The organism is Actinomadura napierensis (assembly GCF_039529375.1).
Lineage (GTDB): Bacteria > Actinomycetota > Actinomycetes > Streptosporangiales > Streptosporangiaceae > Spirillospora > Spirillospora napierensis.
Genome location: NZ_BAAAMR010000097.1, coordinates 22,285 through 36,846, shown reverse-complemented (window position 1 = coordinate 36,846; position 14,562 = coordinate 22,285). Strand labels below are relative to the sequence as shown.

Below are 14,562 nucleotides of genomic sequence, written 5' to 3'. Positions count from 1 at the left end.
GAACGCGACGGCACCGAGACCACCCCCGGTGAGGATGCCAAGCGCGGGTACGCCAAGTCGTGGATCACCAGCACCGGGTCCCTGGACGGCGGCCGGTACATCAAGGGCTGGCTGAACGCCGAAGACGCCGCCATCTGGGACGGGACTCTCGCTCCCTTGGTCAAGCCGGCCGGGCCCGACGACCACCGCGACGTCGGCGAACGCACCGCAGCCGCCCTGTCCAGCGTCCTGTCCGGTGGACACAAGGCCACCAAGGTCACCGTCCTCTGCGACCTGGACACCCTGACCGGCGGCAACGCTCCGGCTCGCTTGACCGACGGGACACCGATCCCCGCTCCGCAAGCCCGCCGCATCGCCCTAGCGGCCGGAGTGTCACCGCTCCTGCTCGGGCGGGGGCACACGCCGCTGTATCTCGGGTACCGGGAGCGGTTCGCCAGCGCGGCCCAGCGGCGGGTGCTGGAGACCCTGTACCCGACCTGCGCGGTGCGGGAGTGTGAGATCCCCGGGACGCTGTGCGAGGTCGACCACGTCAACGGCTGGGCCCTCGGCAACAGCCCCACCGACATCGACCAACTCGCCCTCACCTGCGGATGGCACAACCGCTTCAAACACACCAGCCCAGATCAGATCGGGATCACCAAAGACCCCGACGGACGGTACATATATCGGTTGCTACCACCACCGGGCGCACGATCAAGAACCCGGAGCGGCAGCGGACCGCCGGGGCCGTTCGGCCCACCCGGCACCACCGTCAACTGGGCTGCATAACCCGCCTCACCCTCCAAACCGCCGGTTCGCCCGATTCCAATCCGGATCTCGGGCGAATCGGCATGCCCATGTCCGCGCACATCGTGCCCCGCCCTGACACTCGCAGCCTCTTCATCTCGGCCGACTCTTCGTCCGCTGGTTCGGGGGCGGTGGGGTGGCGCGACCGGGGCGGGGCAGGCGGAGCCTGCCCCTAAGCGCTGCCTCAGGGGCCGCAGAGGCTCCAAAGTCAAGGGTGGACGAAGTCCATCGCGAAGCGACGCCGAAGGCGCCCTTGACTTTGGAGGGGCGGCCCCGTACGCCAGCGCCACCCCACCGCACGAACACCCTCACGCCCCATCCCCAGGGCCCGACGTCGCCTCTCGCCCATCACGGACGCCCGCCTGCACCTGCCAACCCGAACACCCAATCCCGGGCCAGCGCGAGGCAGGTAGGACAAGAGGCAGGTAGACAAGAGGCGGGGACGGCGCGATCAGTTTCCTACGCCGAGGTTGTCCATGAAGGCGGACGGATACCGGTCGCCGCGGGCCGCACCCGCCGGGACCGCCTTCTCGATCTCGGCAAGGTCATCCGCGCTGAGGATCAGGTCTGCCGCAGGCAGCGCTTCGCTCAAGCGGGCGCGCGTGCGGGCGCCGACCAGAGGGACGATGTCCTGTCCCTGCGCAGCCACCCAGGCGATGGCCAACTGCGCGACGGTGCATCCCTTGGACTCGGCGACGCGGCGCAGGGCGTCTGTGAGGGCGAGGTTGTGCTCGACGTTGCCGGCGGCGAAGCGGGGGCTGGAGGCGCGGCTGTCGCCGGGGCCGGGGGCGGTCCAGTGGCCGGAGATGAGGCCGCGGCCGAGGACGCCGTAGGCGGTCAGGCCGATGCCGAGTTCCCGCAGCGTGGGCAGGACGTCCGCCTCGACCGCGCGGGAGATCAGCGAGTACTCGATCTGCAGGTCGGAGACCGGGTGGACGGCGTGCGCCCGGCGGACGGCGGCCGCGTCGACCTCGGAGAGCCCGAGGTGCCGGACGTATCCGGCGTCGATCATTCCTTGATCGCGCCCACGGTGTCCTCGATCGGGACCGCCGGGTCCAGGCGGGCGGGGCGGTAGATGTCGATGTGGTCGGTGCCGAGCCGGGTCAGGGAGTGGCCGAGGAAGTTCTTCACCGCCTCGGGGCGGCCGTCGTACCCGCCGACCCCGGGGCCCGGGCCTGACAGCAGGCCGAACTTGACGCTCAGGACGTAGCCGTCGCGGTCCCGGCCGCGCAGCGCTTCGGCGAGGAGCAGTTCGTTGTGGCCCATGGCGTAGAAGTCGCCGGTGTCGATCAGCGTGACGCCAGCCTCCAGCGCGGCGTGCACAGTGGCGATGCTCTCCGTGCGGTCGGCCGCGCCGTAGGCGCCTGACATGCTCATCGCTCCCAGGCCCAGTGCGGAGACGGACGGTCCGGTGCGGCCCAAGGTTCGCTTCTGCATCGTGTTCTCCCTCGTTGTCGCGTTCTCGCCCAACTCTGCGCCGGGGCCGGGACGGGCGGGAGAGGAGCGTTCATCGTGGGAGAGCCGCTCCCTGGATGGGCGGCCGGCCGCGAGGCACCATGGGGTCATGGAACGTGAGCAGCTCGCCGATTTCCTGCGTCGCCGCCGTGAGGCGATCCGACCGGGCGAGGTGGGCTTGGCCGACGGTCCTCGCCGCCGCATCGCAGGCCTGCGCCGGGAGGAGGTGGCGATGCTCGCCGGCGTCTCGGTGGACTACGTCGTCCGCCTGGAGCAGGGCCGCAGCAGCCGGCCCTCGCCGCAGTTGCTTGGCGCGCTGGCGCGCGCGTTGCGGCTGTCCGATGACGAGCGCGACCATTTGTTCCACTTGTCCGGTCATCGGCCGCCGCCGTCCGACGCGGTGGCCGGCCTGGCTCGTGCTGGGCTGGTGCACATGCTGGATCTGCTCGGTGACACCCCGGCGCTGGTGCTGTCCGATCTCGGCGAGGTCCTGGCGCAGAACCGGGCGGCCGTGCTGCTGACCGGCGACCACACCCGATTCACCGGCGACCGACGCTACGTCGCCTACCGGTGGTTCACCGAACCCGCCGCCCGCGCCGTCTCCCTGTCCGACGAGCACGACCACTACTCCCGGCAGCTGGTGGCCGACCTGCGCGCGGTCGCCGGACGCCGAGCGGGCGACCCCGCCGTCACCGGACTCGTCGACCGCCTGCGGGCCGCCAGCGCCGAGTTCCGGGGCCTGTGGGCCGAGCACGAGGTTGCGGTCCGCCGCGCCGACCGCAAGAAGCTCCTGCACCCGCGCGTCGGCCCCCTGCTGTTGAACTGCGAGACCCTGGTGACGCCCGACCAGCGCCAGCAACTGCTGGTCCTCAGCCCGGCGGACGCCGAGACCCGCGAGCGCCTGGATCTGCTGCGGGTGCTCGGCATCGAGGAGTTCCCGGCGGGAGACGCGCCCGTGCCGGAGGGCCGCGACAGCGCATGACCGCGTCGATGTCGGACGCGGCGGGCATCATGGCGGGCATGACCTTCCAAGCGAGCGGCGCCTTCGAGATCGACGCGTGGGAAGCCGAGAAGCCGTATGACGAGCAGGCCGGCAACAAACTGACCCGGGTGCAGGTCCGTAAGACGTTCCACGGCGATCTCGTCGGGACGAGCAGCAGCGAGCTGCTCACGGTGGAGTCGGCGGCCGGGCCGGTGGCGTATGTGGGGATCGAGCACGTCCAGGGGATCCTGCACGGCCGGGAGGGGACGTTCGTCCTGCAGCACAGCGCGGGCACCGAGGACGGGACGCCCGGTACGCAGTGGCTGCGCTGGCTGATCGTGCCGACGTCCGGGACCGGGGAGCTGGCCGGGATCCGCGGCGTCGGGCAGATCACCGTGTCCGGCGAAGGGCGCCACACCTGGACGCTGGAGTACACGCTCGGCTGACCGGGCGGCGCGGCCGGTAATCTTTCGGCCATGCCCCCGGTCAGTACCGACGCCACCCGTGAGCGGATCATCGACGCCGCCGAGGCGTGCTTCGCCCGGTTCGGCGTGGCCAAGACCACGGTGGAGGACATCGCGGCGGCGGCGAAGCTGTCGCGGGCGACGGTGTACCGGGCGGTCAGCGGCGGGCGGGACGAGCTGATCCTCGCGGTCGTGGTGCGCGACCTGCACCGGTTCCTGGACCGGCTCGCCGTGCGGCTGCGCAGCGAGCGGTCGGTGCCGGAGGCGATCGTCGAGGGCACGATGGACGCGGTCGAGTACGTCCGCAACGAGCCGGCGATCGCGCATTTCCTGGTGCCGGAGGCGGCGGGGCACATGCAGGCGGCGGTGGCGGGCGCGGCGGAGCACGTGCTGGCGCTGTGCTGCGACTACGTGCGGCCCTACTTCGAGCAGGCGCAGCGGCAGCGGACGCTGCGTCCCGACATCGAGGTGGAGGGGACGGTGGAGTTCCTGTTCCGGATCATCACGTCCCTGATCGTGATGGACCGGCGGCGCGAGCCCGACGAGTTGCGCCGCTTCCTGCGCACCTATGTGGTGCCGGGCATCGCGGGACCGTGACGCGTCCGCACTTACGAGACGGTAGCTTGCAAGGATCGGACGGGGCGGCTGACCGGAAGGGGTCGGGGCGATGGTTGCGGACTTCACGAGGCGGAGGCGGTCGGCGGTGCAGCCGAGCCCGGTGTTCCTCGTGATCGTGGCGGCCACCGTCGTCTGCGGGCTGATCGCCTGGCGGTACGGGGACAACCCGGCCAAGCAGGCGCGGATCGCGCTGTTCGGGTTCGTGATCGCGGCGTGGATGGTGTCGCTGTGCGTGCACGAGTTCGGGCACGCCTACATCGCGTACCGGTCCGGGGACCGCAGCGTGGCCTCCAAGGGCTACCTGACGCTGAATCCGGCGAAGTACTCCGACGTGCTGCTCAGCTTCCTGATCCCGGTGGTGTTCATCCTGCTCGGCGGGATCGGCCTGCCGGGCGGGGCGGTATGGATCGAGCGGCACCGGATCCCGGGGCGGCTGCGGCACAGCCTGGTGTCGGCGGCGGGCCCGCTGTCGAACGCCATCTTCGCGATCATGCTGGCGGTGATCTACAAGAACTTCGCCGCGCAGGGCCACGGGGTGTTCTGGCTGGGTCTGGCGTTCCTGGCGTTCCTGCAGGTCACCGCGGCGCTACTGAACCTGCTGCCGATCCCCGGGCTGGACGGGTTCGGCATCGTCGAGCCGTACCTGCCGCGCCGTTTCGTCGACCAGGTCAGCGGTTACGGCGGCTACGTGTTCCTGGTGCTGATCGCGCTGCTGTGGATCGAGCCGGTCAACCGGGGCTTCTTCCACCTGATCTACCACATCACCGACGCGCTGGGGATCGGCGCCATCCCGATCGACGCGGGCCACTCGCTGTTCCTGTTCTGGCAGAGCTGAAGCCCGCTGGACCTACGGCTCCTCGTCGGGCTCCGCGCGTCCGGTGTGGCGGCAGCCCGCGAGGAGGCGGACGATCCGCCGGAGCTGTTCGGCGTACTGCTCGCGGAACTCCGGTGACTCCGGACTCATCCCGTACACCCGGTAAATGATCTGCGGCAGGACGGCGGGCGCCGCCACCGCCGCCATCATCACCACCATCACGGCGGCCGGGTCGAGGTCATCGGCGAGTTCGCCCTCCGCCTGCCGGCGTTCCAGCTCCGACAGGTCCTCGCGCTCGACGGGCGGCAGGTCGGCGGGGTCCTCGGTGAGGCCGCGCCAGGCGTTGAGGCGGGTGCCGCGCGGGTCGTCGAACGCGTGTTGCAGGTAGCGGGTCATGACCTCGTCGAGGCCGACCGCCGGGTCGTTGATCTCGGCTTCGAGTTCCAGCCAGCGGCGGCCGAGCTCGCAGTACAGGCCGTGCTTGCCGCCGAAGTAGTAGTTGATCAGCTGCTTGTTGACCCCGGCGCGGTCGGCGATGTCCTGGACGCGGGCGCCCGCGTAGCCCTTGGCGGCGAACTCGTCCATGGCGGCGTCCAGCAGCAGGCGCCGCGACCGCTCGGCGTCGAGCTTGCGCTCGCCGGGACCGGGCGCGCGCCGCGGCCGCCTCGTCTGCTCCGTCACGCCGCCCATGCTACCGCCCGGCTGACGTTGTCAAACATCTGACTGGTTGACGTCTTCATCCATCTGGTTGAAGATGGGTGCGCACCCACACGGAAAGAGTCGAACGATGATCCTTGTCACCGGAGCCACCGGCAACGTCGGCCGCCATCTCGTCGGCGAGCTGCTCTGCGCGGACGCCAAGGTCCGCGCGCTGACCCGCGACCCGGCCACCGCGCGGCTGCCCAGCGAGGCCGAGGTCGCCCGCACCGACGAGATGCCGCTGGACGGCGTCACGTCGATCTTCCTCAACCCCGCCGTGTTCTGGAACGGCCTCGGCGACCTGCTGGAGCGCGCCCGCGACCGCGGCGTCCGGCGCGTGGTCCTGCTGTCGTCGGCCGCCGCGCTGAACGACGACCCCCGCAACGTGGTCGGCGCCCACCACCTGGAGATCGAGCGGGCGATCGAGGAGACCGGCCTGGAGTGGACGTTCGTGCGCCCGGGCGAGTTCGCGACCAACGCGCTCGTCTGGGAGGAGACGATCCGCGCGGGCGAGCCGGTGCGCGAGCCTTACGCCACCGCCCGCAGCGCGCCGATCCACGAGCGCGACATCGCCGCGGTCGCGGCCCGCGCCCTGCTGTCGGACGGCCTCGTCGGCGCGAAGCCGGTGCTCAGCGGGCCCGAGGCCCTCACCCACCCGCGGATGGTCGAGATCATCGGCGCCGCCGCCGGAATCCCGGCCCGGTTCGAGGAGATCCCGCCCGAGCAGGCGCGGGCGGAGATGCTCGGCCGCCCCTACATGCGCGAGGGCCTGGTCGACGCGCTCCTGCGCATGCGCGCCGAGGCGGTGGACCGCGACGTCGAGATCTCCCCCGAGGTCGAGCGCATCACCGGCCGTCCGGCCCGCACGTTCGCCGAGTGGGCCGCGGACCACTTCTGACGGCGGCCACGCGGCCGCTCCCTCACCAGAGGGCACCGCGACGTACGGCCGGGCAGGCCCCCGCTCCGCCCGGCCGTACGCGCGTCAGCCGCCGGTACCCGCGCCGGAGCGGCGCTCCTCGTACTGCTTGCGGGCCCAGACGAACCAGTCGCGGCGCATGGCCATGAAGCGCTTGCCGTACTCCATGGTCAGCCGGCCGTTGCCGGTGAGGCCGCCCTCCTCCTCCCACGGGACGATCTCCTCCAGCCGGGCGAGTTCGTCGAGCCGGCCGGAAAGGGCGTCGATCATCCGGTCCATGTAGCCGAGGGCCTCCTCGGGCCCGATCTGGTCGAGAAAGAAGACCCGCAGCATGACCTCGTCGCGGCGGTGCGGCTTCGGCTCGGTCTCCACCAGCCAGTGGCGCAGCTCCGCCTGCCCGGCGTCGGTGATCGCGTACTCCTTGCGGCCGCGCGGCCCCTCAGCGGACACCTCGATCAGTCCGGTGTCGGTGAGCTTGCCGAGCTCGCCGTAGAGCTGGCTCTGGGTCGCCTGCCAGACCGTGCCGAGGGATATCTCGAACACCTTCAGCAGGTCGTATCCGCTGGCGCCGTCCAACTCGGCGATCAGTCCCAGCAGCGCGTGTCGCAGGCTCATGCGTTGAGTTTGACACGTCTGTGTTGACATGTCGAATGTGACACGTCTAGGTTCTGACATGTCGAAGTTGGAACGTCGCTCCCGATGAGAGGCTCGCGCCATGCTGGTGTACTACGTCCGGACCTTCCTCCCGTGGATCCTGCTCGCCGTCATCAGCGGCTGGAGCGACCAGGCGGGCGCGCTGGCCGGCCTCGTCGCGGCACTCGCGCTGTTCGCCGACGACCTGCGCAGGGGCAACCGGCTCGAGTCGCTGGTCCTCGAACTGTCCACCATCGTCTTCATGGCGCTGCTGACCGCGCTCGCCTTCGCCGCCCTCGACGCGGCCCTGATGGACTACGGCGCGTCCATGTCGATCGGCTGGCTCGGCCTCACCGCCTGGGGCACCCTCCTCATCGGACGGCCCTTCACCCAGGGCGTCGCCCGCCGCGACGTCGACGCCGAGATCGCCGCGACCGACCTGTTCAAGCGGATCACCACGGTCATCGCCGTCGTCTGGGCCGTCAGCTTCACCGTCATGGCGCTCGTGCTCGCCGACGTCCAGCACACCGCCCCGCACAACACCGCGCTGCTCGTCGGCGTCAAGATCGCCGGCTTCACCATCCCGGCCGTCTTCACCGCCCGCTACCCCGAGATCGCGCAGAAGCGGTACTTCGCCCGCCACGGCATCGACCGCGGGATCGCCCGATGACCGCCCCGACCGAGGCCGGCTGGCTCGAGGGCCGCCTCGCTCCCGTCCCGGACGAGATCGACGCCACCGGCCTGGAGGTCACCGGCGCGCTGCCGCCCGAGCTGACCGGACGCTACTTCCGCAACGGCCCGAACCCACTGCCCGGCCGTCCGAGCGGCCACTGGTTCACCGGCCCGGGGATGATCCACGGCGTGCGGCTGCGCGGCGGACGCGCCGAGTGGTACCGCAACCGCTGGGTGCGCACCAGGACGTTCACCGACAAGAACGCCCGGTTCGTGGGCGACGACGGCACCCTCGACTTCACCGCCGTCCCCGCCAACACCCACGTGATCCCGCACGGCGACCGGATCCTCGCGCTGGTCGAGATCGGCCTCCCCCACGAGATCACGCCCGAGATCGGCACGGTCGGCCCGTGCGACTTCGGCGGGACGCTGACCACCGCGATGACCGCGCACCCCAAGCGGGACCCGGTGACCGGCGAGCTGCTGTTCTTCGGCTACGGCGTCCTGCCGCCCCACCTGACCTACCACCGGCTGTCGGCGGACGGGGCTCGGATCGTGGAGAGCCGCGAAATCCCGGTGCCGGGCCCGACGATGATGCACGACTTCGCGATCACCGAGCACCACGTGATCTGGCTCGACCTGCCCGTCGTGTTCGACCTGGACCTGGCGGTGAAGGGCCGCGGCATGCCGTTCCGCTGGGACGACGCCTACGGCGCCCGGCTCGGCGTCATGCCGCGCGACGCGGCGGGCGAGGTCCGCTGGTTCGAGATCGACCCGTGCTACGTCTTCCACGTCGGCAACGCCCACGAGGACGGCGCCGGCCGGATCATGCTGGACGGCGTCCGCTACCGGCCCGAGGACTTCGCCGCCTCCTGGAGGGAGATCGGCGGTTCGGCGAACCCGGCGCAGGACGCGGCCGAGTCCGACACCGCGCACCTGTACCGGTGGGCGCTGGACCCCGCGACCGGACGGGTCGCCGAAGAGCAGCTCGACGACCGCGCCGTGGAGTTCCCGACCCACGACGACGCCCGGACGGGCCTGCGGCACCGGTACCTGTACACGGTGGCCGGGCACGCGGTGGTGAAGTACGACCTGCGCGACGGCTCGTCGTCGGCGCGGGAGTTCGGGGACAGCGCGTCCGTGGGCGAGGCGGTGTTCGTCCCGGCGGAGGGCGCCCGCGCGGAGGACGAGGGCTGGCTGCTGGCGGTCGTCTCCGGCGCCTCCTCCGCCGAGCTGCTCGTGCTGGACGCGGCGGACCTGTCGCGGACGGCGAGCGTGCGGCTCCCACGGCGGGTACCTGCGGGTTTCCACGGGAGCTGGATTCCCGACGCGCGACGGGGACACCCGGCCGCCTAGAGTGATTTACTAGCCAGTACACACCTGCAAGTAAACACTTACCAGGCTCCTCCCGGGAGGTTCCGCATGTCCGTGGCCACGGAGAGCACCGAGACGTTCGCGTCCCTGAACCCGGCCACCGGCGAGGTCGTCGCCGAGCACCCGGTGCACGACGCCGCCGCCGTCGCCGCGGCCCTCGGCCGGGCCCGCGAGGCCGCCGGCTGGTGGCGCGCCCTCGGCTGGAAGGAGCGCCGCCTGCGGCTGCTGAACGTCAAGGGCGCGCTCACCCGCAACCTCAACCGGATGGCCGAGCTCATCCACCAGGAGACCGGCAAGCCGGTGCAGGACGCCCAGCTCGAGACGATCATGGCGATCTCGCACCTGGACTGGGCCGCCCGCAACGCGCGCAAGGTGCTCGGCGCGCGCACCGTCTACCCCGGCCTGATGGCGATCAACCAGCGCTGCGAGCTGGAGTACCAGCCGCTCGGCGTGGTCGGCGTGATCGGCCCGTGGAACTACCCGATCTTCACCCCGATGGGCTCGATCGCCTACGCGCTCGCCGCCGGCAACGCCGTGGTGTTCAAGCCGTCGGAGTTCACCCCCGGCGTCGGGCTGCTGCTCGCGGAGCTGGTCGAGGGCGTGATCCCCGAGCACCCGGTCCTGCAGGTGGTCACCGGCCTCGGCGCGACCGGCGCCGCGCTCGCCTCGTCCCCGGACGTCGACAAGATCGCCTTCACCGGTTCCGGCCGCACCGCCAAGCGGGTGATGGCCGCCTGCGCCGAGAACCTCACCCCGATCGTCGCCGAGTGCGGCGGCAAGGACGCCTGCATCGTCGACTCCGACGCCGACCTCGACGCCGCCGCCGACGCCGCGCTGTGGGGCGCGATGTCCAACGCCGGCCAGACCTGCATCGGCGTCGAGCGGATCTACGTGGTGGACGACGCCTACGACCGCTTCCTCGGCAAGCTCACCGAGAAGGCCAAGGACCTGCGGCCCGGCTTCGACCGCGAGGCCGCCTACGGCCCGATCACCATGCCCGGCCAGCTCGACATCATCGAGCGGCACATCAAGGACGCCCTGGACAAGGGCGGCAAGGCCGTCGTCGGCGGCGCCGAGTCGGTCCGCAAGCCCTACGTCGAGCCGGTCGTGCTCACCGACGTGCCGGACGACTCGTCCGCCGTCTCCGAGGAGACCTTCGGCCCGACGATCACCGTCCACCGCGTCAGGGACCTGGACGAGGCCGTCGAGAAGGCCAACGGGAGCACCTACGGCCTCGCCGGGACGATCTTCTCCGGCAGCCGGTCCCGCGCGATGGACGCCGCCCGCCGGATGCGCTCGGGCATGACGTCCATCAACGCGTTCGCCGCGTTCGCGCAGGTCGCGGCGCTGCCGTTCGGCGGCGTCGGCGAGTCGGGGTTCGGCCGCATCCACGGCGCGGACGGGCTGCGCGAGTTCGCCCGGCCGAAGGCCATCACCCGGCAGCGGTTCGCCGCGATGAACCTGACCTCGTTCGGCCGCACCGAGAAGGAGATGGCTCGCGTCCTCGGCCTGATCAACATGATCCACGGCCGCCGCTACAAGCGCTGACCCCGCGGCGGCGCCCGCCTCGCGGGGGCGCCGCGTAAGTGCGGCGCCCCCGCGGGCGCGGGCGCGGACGGCGGGTCAGGCGATGGTGAAGCCGCCGTCGACGGGGAGGATCGTGCCGGTCACGTAGGACGCGCCGACGAGGTAGGCGATCGCCTCGGCGACGTCCTCGGCGGTCCCGACCCGCTTGACCGCCAGGCCCCCGGCGGCCTCGGCGAACTGCGCCTCCCGCCGCCCGTCCGGCAGGAACGACCACCACGGGGTGTCGACCACGCCGGGCGCCACCGCGTTCACACGGACCGGCGACAGCTCAGCGGCCAGCGGCGACACGATCCGCTCGATCGCCCCGTTCACCGCGGCGAGCGCGGTCGTCCCCGGCAGGCCCGCGCGGGCGGACGCCGCCGACACGAACGTGATCGAACCGGTCACGTTCGCGTGCTGGATCGCCGACAGGTAGGGGAACAGCTTCCCGTCGAACGCGGCCCGGACGTCGGCCAGCTCCGTCTGCCCGATCGGCCCCATGCCCACGGCGCCGGGGCTGAAGGCGAGCACCAGGTGGTCGAACGCGCCGGTCCGTTCGAAGAACGCGGCCACCTCGCGCTCGTCGGTCCCGTCGACCCGTTCCGCGGTCGCGGGCTTCACCGCGGCGAACTTCTCCGGGTCCCGGCCGGTGACGGTCACCTCGGCGCCCCGCTCCGCCAGCAGCCCGGCGGTCGCCAGCCCGATCCCGGACGTGCCGCCCATGATCACAACGCGCATGGCGCGCCTCCCCTTCAGATTTCAAGACGTGACGTCTCGATACTAATTCGAGACTCCGCGTCTTGTAAACTGCCGGCATGGGACGGCCACGCAGCGAGACGGCACGGCGCGCGATCCTCGGCGCCGCGATGAGCGGGCTCCAGGAGCACGGCTACGCCGCCCTCACCATGCAGGGCATCGCCGCGGCCGCCGGCGTCGGCAAGCAGACGATCTACCGCTGGTGGCCGTCCAAGGCCGACGTCGTCCTCGACGGCCTGGTGGAGTTCGCCGACGAGCGCATCGCCGTCCCCGACACCGGCTCGCTGCCCGGCGACCTGGCCGAGTTCCTCGTCGCGACGTTCCGGCAGCGCGGCCAGCGGCCCGTCCTCATCGGGCTGATGGCCGAGGCGCTGCTCGACCCGGTGTTCGCCAGGGCGTTCCGCGACCGGTTCCTGTTCGCCCGCCGCGCCGCGCTCCGGCAGATCCTCGACCGCGCCGCCGGGCGCGGCGAGATCGCCGCCGGCATCGACCCCGACCTGCTGATCGACGTCGTCTACGGCGTGCTGTGGTACCGCCTCATGCTCGACCACGCGCCGCTGGACGAGGCGGCCGGGCGGCAGCTCACCGACCTCCTCGTCCGCACCGTTTCCTGAGGCCGGACCCGCTCCCCTAAGGCGCCTAGGCCCCGCCGCCGCGCGCCCTAAGGCGGCTGAGCCGCAGGCGCGGCGAACTAAGGCGCCCTAAGCCCCGCGAATAGGGCGTCGTCCCGATGTGGCCCCCCGCGCCTTAGCGCGAACCTTGTACATGTCGGGCCAGGGAGGCCCGGCGGAAACGAGGAGCAGGACATGTACAGCATGGAGATCAGCAGGGGACTCATCGCCGACCGCGTACGCGAGCGGCAGGCCGAGGCCCGCAACGCGCGTCGCGCCCGGCTCGCCAAGGCGCTCAAGCGCTGACGCGCGACCCGTCCAGAACCGTCCGGAACGAAGGGAGCCAGCCATGATCAACTACGAGTTCGCCAGGGTAGCCGGAGAGGACCGGGCACGCAGGCTGCGGGCCGAGGCCCGCGAGGCGCGCCGCGCCGCCCGCCTCGTCAAGGCCCTCAAGCGGTGAGCCCCTCACCCTGTCCCCCACGGCCGACGCCCCCGTCACACGACGGGGGCGTTCTCCTTTTCCCGGGCCGTCTCACCGGCCGATGAAGGCTCAGCGGCCGGCGGGGCGGAGGGGAGTGCGGCCTCGGATGAGGTCGGCGGCGCGTTCGGCGATGGCGATGGTGGGGGCGTTGGTGTTGCCGCGCGGCACCGCCGGCATGACGGAGGCGTCCACGACGCGCAGGCCCTCGACGCCGCGGACGCGCAGCTCGGTGTCGCAGACGGCGTCGTCCGAGCCGCCCATCGCGCAGGTGCTTGTGGGGTGGAACAGCGTGGCGCACTCACGGCGGACGAAGGCGGCGATGTCCTCCTCGTCCTGGACCTGCTCGCCGGGTGCGTACTCGCCGCCCACCAGAAGGCCGAGCGGGCCGTCGGCGGCGATCGCGCGGGCCCGCCGGACACCCGCGACCAGCACGTCCAGGTCGGCCTTGTCCGCGAGGTACGCGGGGTCGATCAGCGGCTTGGCGTACGGGCTGGCGGACCGCAGCGTCAGCGACCCGCGGCTCGCCACGGCGATCGCGGTGACCATGACCGACAGCAGCCGCTGCGACGGCTCGACGAGGCCCTGGTCGACGAACGGGGTCGGCAGCACGTGGAACTGCAGGTCGGGCGCGGGCAGCCCGTCGACCGTCCGGACGAACCCGCCCGCCTCGGCGAGGTTGGACGCGTACGGGCCGCGCGCGAGCGCGGTGTAGAGCGCGAACGCGCGGGCGTTCGCCAGCTCCCACAGGCCCTTGGTGTGCGGGGTCGCGAACATGACGTTGACGAACGGGTGGTCCTGCAGGCCCTGCCCGACCGGGGAGTCGGCGACCACGTCGATGCCGTGCGCGCGCAGGTGGTCGGCGGGGCCGACGCCCGACAGCATCAGCAGCTGCGGGCTGTTCACCGCGCCGCCGGACAGGATCACCTCGGAGCCGGCGCGCGCCTCGACGGTCTCGCCGCGCGCCTCGTACCGGACGCCCGCCGCGCGGCCGTCCTCGATCAGGATCCGGGTGACCAGGGCGTCGGTGACGACGGTCAGGTTGGGCCGCCGCAGCGCCGGACGCAGGTAGCCGGCGGCGGCCGACCAGCGCCTCCCCCGCCGCTGGGTGACCTGGTAGAAGCCGACGCCGTCCTGGTCGGCGCCGTTGAAGTCGGGGTTCGCGGCCAGCCCGCACGCCTTGGCCGACTGCACCCACGCCTGCGTCAGCGGGTGCTTGTAGCGCAGGTCCTCGACGCGCAGCGGGCCGCCCGTGCCGTGGTACGGGGTCGCGATGCGCTGCTGGTCCTCGGCGCGGCGGAAGTAGGGCAGCAGGTCCTCGTAGCCCCAGCCGTCGCAGCCGTAGGCGTCCCGCCAGGTGTCGTAGTCGTACCGGTTGCCGCGAATGTAGATCATCGCGTTGGTCGACGAGCTGCCGCCGAGGGTGCGACCGCGCGGCCAGTACACCGCGCGCCCGGCGGCGTGCTCCTGCGGGACGGTCGTGTAGTCCCAGTCGTACGGGCCCTTGATCAGGCTCGCGACCGCCGCCGGGATGTGGATCTCCGGCGCGCCGTCGGGGGGCCCGGCCTCCAGCAGCAGCACCTTCGCCGCCGGGTCCTGCGACAGCCGGGCGGCCAGCACGCAGCCGGCACTGCCCGCACCGATGATCACGTAGTCGTACACGGAACGAACACTACCGAACGGTTTTCCAACGTCACCGGGCCGTCCGGGCCCCGGCGGGCGGCGCCGCCCGCCG

14 protein-coding genes and 1 pseudogene are annotated in these 14,562 nt (G+C 72.1%); 10 read left to right on the top strand and 5 right to left on the bottom strand.

Going from position 1 to position 14,562, the window contains the following annotated elements; translation table 11 throughout:
• A partial coding sequence (locus ABD296_RS37850; protein WP_344279000.1) for an HNH endonuclease signature motif containing protein occupies positions 1 to 768 on the top strand: 768 nt, incomplete at its 5' end.
• A gap of 469 nt (positions 769 to 1,237) precedes the next feature.
• Here ABD296_RS37850 and ABD296_RS37845 read toward each other — a convergent pair.
• Positions 1,238 to 2,157 (bottom strand): annotated as a pseudogene (locus tag ABD296_RS37845) (aldo/keto reductase).
• 193 nt (positions 2,158 to 2,350) lie between these two features.
• On the opposite strand from ABD296_RS37845, the gene ABD296_RS37840 reads away from it, so the two are divergent.
• From ABD296_RS37840 to ABD296_RS37825, 4 genes are all read left to right on the top strand, one after another.
• Positions 2,351 to 3,223, top strand: coding sequence for a helix-turn-helix transcriptional regulator (locus ABD296_RS37840; RefSeq protein ID WP_344278998.1), 873 nt, complete (start codon positions 2,351 to 2,353; stop codon positions 3,221 to 3,223).
• A 38-nt stretch (positions 3,224 to 3,261) separates the two neighbouring features.
• The gene (locus ABD296_RS37835) at positions 3,262 to 3,669 is read left to right on the top strand and encodes a DUF3224 domain-containing protein (RefSeq protein WP_344278996.1); all 408 of its coding nucleotides are present in this window, start codon (positions 3,262 to 3,264) and stop codon (positions 3,667 to 3,669) included.
• 30 nt (positions 3,670 to 3,699) lie between these two features.
• Positions 3,700 to 4,284, top strand: coding sequence for a TetR/AcrR family transcriptional regulator (locus tag ABD296_RS37830; RefSeq protein WP_344278994.1), 585 nt, complete (start codon positions 3,700 to 3,702; stop codon positions 4,282 to 4,284).
• A 70-nt stretch (positions 4,285 to 4,354) separates the two neighbouring features.
• The gene (locus ABD296_RS37825) at positions 4,355 to 5,140 is read left to right on the top strand and encodes a site-2 protease family protein (RefSeq protein ID WP_344278991.1); all 786 of its coding nucleotides are present in this window, start codon (positions 4,355 to 4,357) and stop codon (positions 5,138 to 5,140) included.
• Positions 5,141 to 5,152: 12 nt separating this feature from the next.
• Here the strand turns inward: ABD296_RS37825 and ABD296_RS37820 are convergent, their stop codons facing one another.
• Positions 5,153 to 5,800, bottom strand: coding sequence for a TetR/AcrR family transcriptional regulator (locus ABD296_RS37820; RefSeq protein ID WP_344278988.1), 648 nt, complete (start codon positions 5,798 to 5,800; stop codon positions 5,153 to 5,155).
• Between the two features lie 106 nt (positions 5,801 to 5,906).
• On the opposite strand from ABD296_RS37820, the gene ABD296_RS37815 reads away from it, so the two are divergent.
• Positions 5,907 to 6,716 carry an NAD(P)H-binding protein gene (locus tag ABD296_RS37815; protein ID WP_344278985.1) on the top strand — a complete coding sequence of 270 codons (810 nt, stop codon included), beginning with the start codon at positions 5,907 to 5,909 and terminating at the stop codon, positions 6,714 to 6,716.
• Between the two features lie 84 nt (positions 6,717 to 6,800).
• Here ABD296_RS37815 and ABD296_RS37810 read toward each other — a convergent pair whose 3' ends face one another.
• The gene (locus ABD296_RS37810) at positions 6,801 to 7,349 is read right to left on the bottom strand and encodes a PadR family transcriptional regulator (RefSeq protein ID WP_344278982.1); all 549 of its coding nucleotides are present in this window, start codon (positions 7,347 to 7,349) and stop codon (positions 6,801 to 6,803) included.
• Between the two features lie 100 nt (positions 7,350 to 7,449).
• Here ABD296_RS37810 and ABD296_RS37805 point away from each other — a divergent pair, with 100 nt between their 5' ends.
• The 3 genes from ABD296_RS37805 to ABD296_RS37795 all read left to right on the top strand — a co-directional run bounded on the left by ABD296_RS37805 (position 7,450) and on the right by ABD296_RS37795 (position 10,961).
• The gene (locus tag ABD296_RS37805) at positions 7,450 to 8,037 is read left to right on the top strand and encodes a hypothetical protein (RefSeq protein ID WP_344278979.1); all 588 of its coding nucleotides are present in this window, start codon (positions 7,450 to 7,452) and stop codon (positions 8,035 to 8,037) included.
• Entirely contained in the window at positions 8,034 to 9,395 is a 1,362-nt protein-coding gene (locus tag ABD296_RS37800) for a carotenoid oxygenase family protein (protein WP_344278976.1), read from the top strand. The genes ABD296_RS37805 and ABD296_RS37800 overlap by 4 nt, the downstream gene beginning before the upstream one ends.
• Before the next feature lie 66 nt (positions 9,396 to 9,461).
• Positions 9,462 to 10,961 (top strand): aldehyde dehydrogenase family protein, encoded by a 1,500-nt coding sequence (locus ABD296_RS37795; RefSeq protein WP_344278973.1) that lies wholly within the window; start codon positions 9,462 to 9,464, stop codon positions 10,959 to 10,961.
• A gap of 75 nt (positions 10,962 to 11,036) precedes the next feature.
• Here ABD296_RS37795 and ABD296_RS37790 read toward each other — a convergent pair whose 3' ends face one another.
• Complete coding sequence (locus tag ABD296_RS37790; RefSeq protein ID WP_344278970.1) at positions 11,037 to 11,717, bottom strand: SDR family oxidoreductase; 681 nt, start codon at positions 11,715 to 11,717, stop codon at positions 11,037 to 11,039.
• Between the two features lie 77 nt (positions 11,718 to 11,794).
• On the opposite strand from ABD296_RS37790, the gene ABD296_RS37785 reads away from it, so the two are divergent.
• Complete coding sequence (locus tag ABD296_RS37785; protein WP_344278968.1) at positions 11,795 to 12,349, top strand: TetR/AcrR family transcriptional regulator; 555 nt, start codon at positions 11,795 to 11,797, stop codon at positions 12,347 to 12,349.
• A 550-nt stretch (positions 12,350 to 12,899) separates the two neighbouring features.
• On the opposite strand, the gene ABD296_RS37780 is transcribed toward ABD296_RS37785, so the two are convergent.
• On the bottom strand, positions 12,900 to 14,489 hold the full coding sequence (locus ABD296_RS37780; RefSeq protein WP_344278965.1) for a GMC family oxidoreductase: 1,590 nt from the start codon (positions 14,487 to 14,489) through the stop codon (positions 12,900 to 12,902).
• Positions 14,490 to 14,562 lie beyond the last annotated feature (73 nt).

Coding starts and splice junctions, on each gene's coding strand:
- ABD296_RS37840 (WP_344278998.1), top strand. CDS start 2,351: ATGGAACGTGAGCAGCTCGCCGATTTCCTGCGTCGCCGCCGTGAGGCG.
- ABD296_RS37835 (WP_344278996.1), top strand. CDS start 3,262: ATGACCTTCCAAGCGAGCGGCGCCTTCGAGATCGACGCGTGGGAAGCC.
- ABD296_RS37830 (WP_344278994.1), top strand. CDS start 3,700: ATGCCCCCGGTCAGTACCGACGCCACCCGTGAGCGGATCATCGACGCC.
- ABD296_RS37825 (WP_344278991.1), top strand. CDS start 4,355: ATGGTTGCGGACTTCACGAGGCGGAGGCGGTCGGCGGTGCAGCCGAGC.
- ABD296_RS37815 (WP_344278985.1), top strand. CDS start 5,907: ATGATCCTTGTCACCGGAGCCACCGGCAACGTCGGCCGCCATCTCGTC.
- ABD296_RS37810 (WP_344278982.1), bottom strand. CDS start 7,349: ATGAGCCTGCGACACGCGCTGCTGGGACTGATCGCCGAGTTGGACGGC.
- ABD296_RS37805 (WP_344278979.1), top strand. CDS start 7,450: ATGCTGGTGTACTACGTCCGGACCTTCCTCCCGTGGATCCTGCTCGCC.
- ABD296_RS37800 (WP_344278976.1), top strand. CDS start 8,034: ATGACCGCCCCGACCGAGGCCGGCTGGCTCGAGGGCCGCCTCGCTCCC.
- ABD296_RS37795 (WP_344278973.1), top strand. CDS start 9,462: ATGTCCGTGGCCACGGAGAGCACCGAGACGTTCGCGTCCCTGAACCCG.
- ABD296_RS37790 (WP_344278970.1), bottom strand. CDS start 11,717: ATGCGCGTTGTGATCATGGGCGGCACGTCCGGGATCGGGCTGGCGACC.
- ABD296_RS37785 (WP_344278968.1), top strand. CDS start 11,795: ATGGGACGGCCACGCAGCGAGACGGCACGGCGCGCGATCCTCGGCGCC.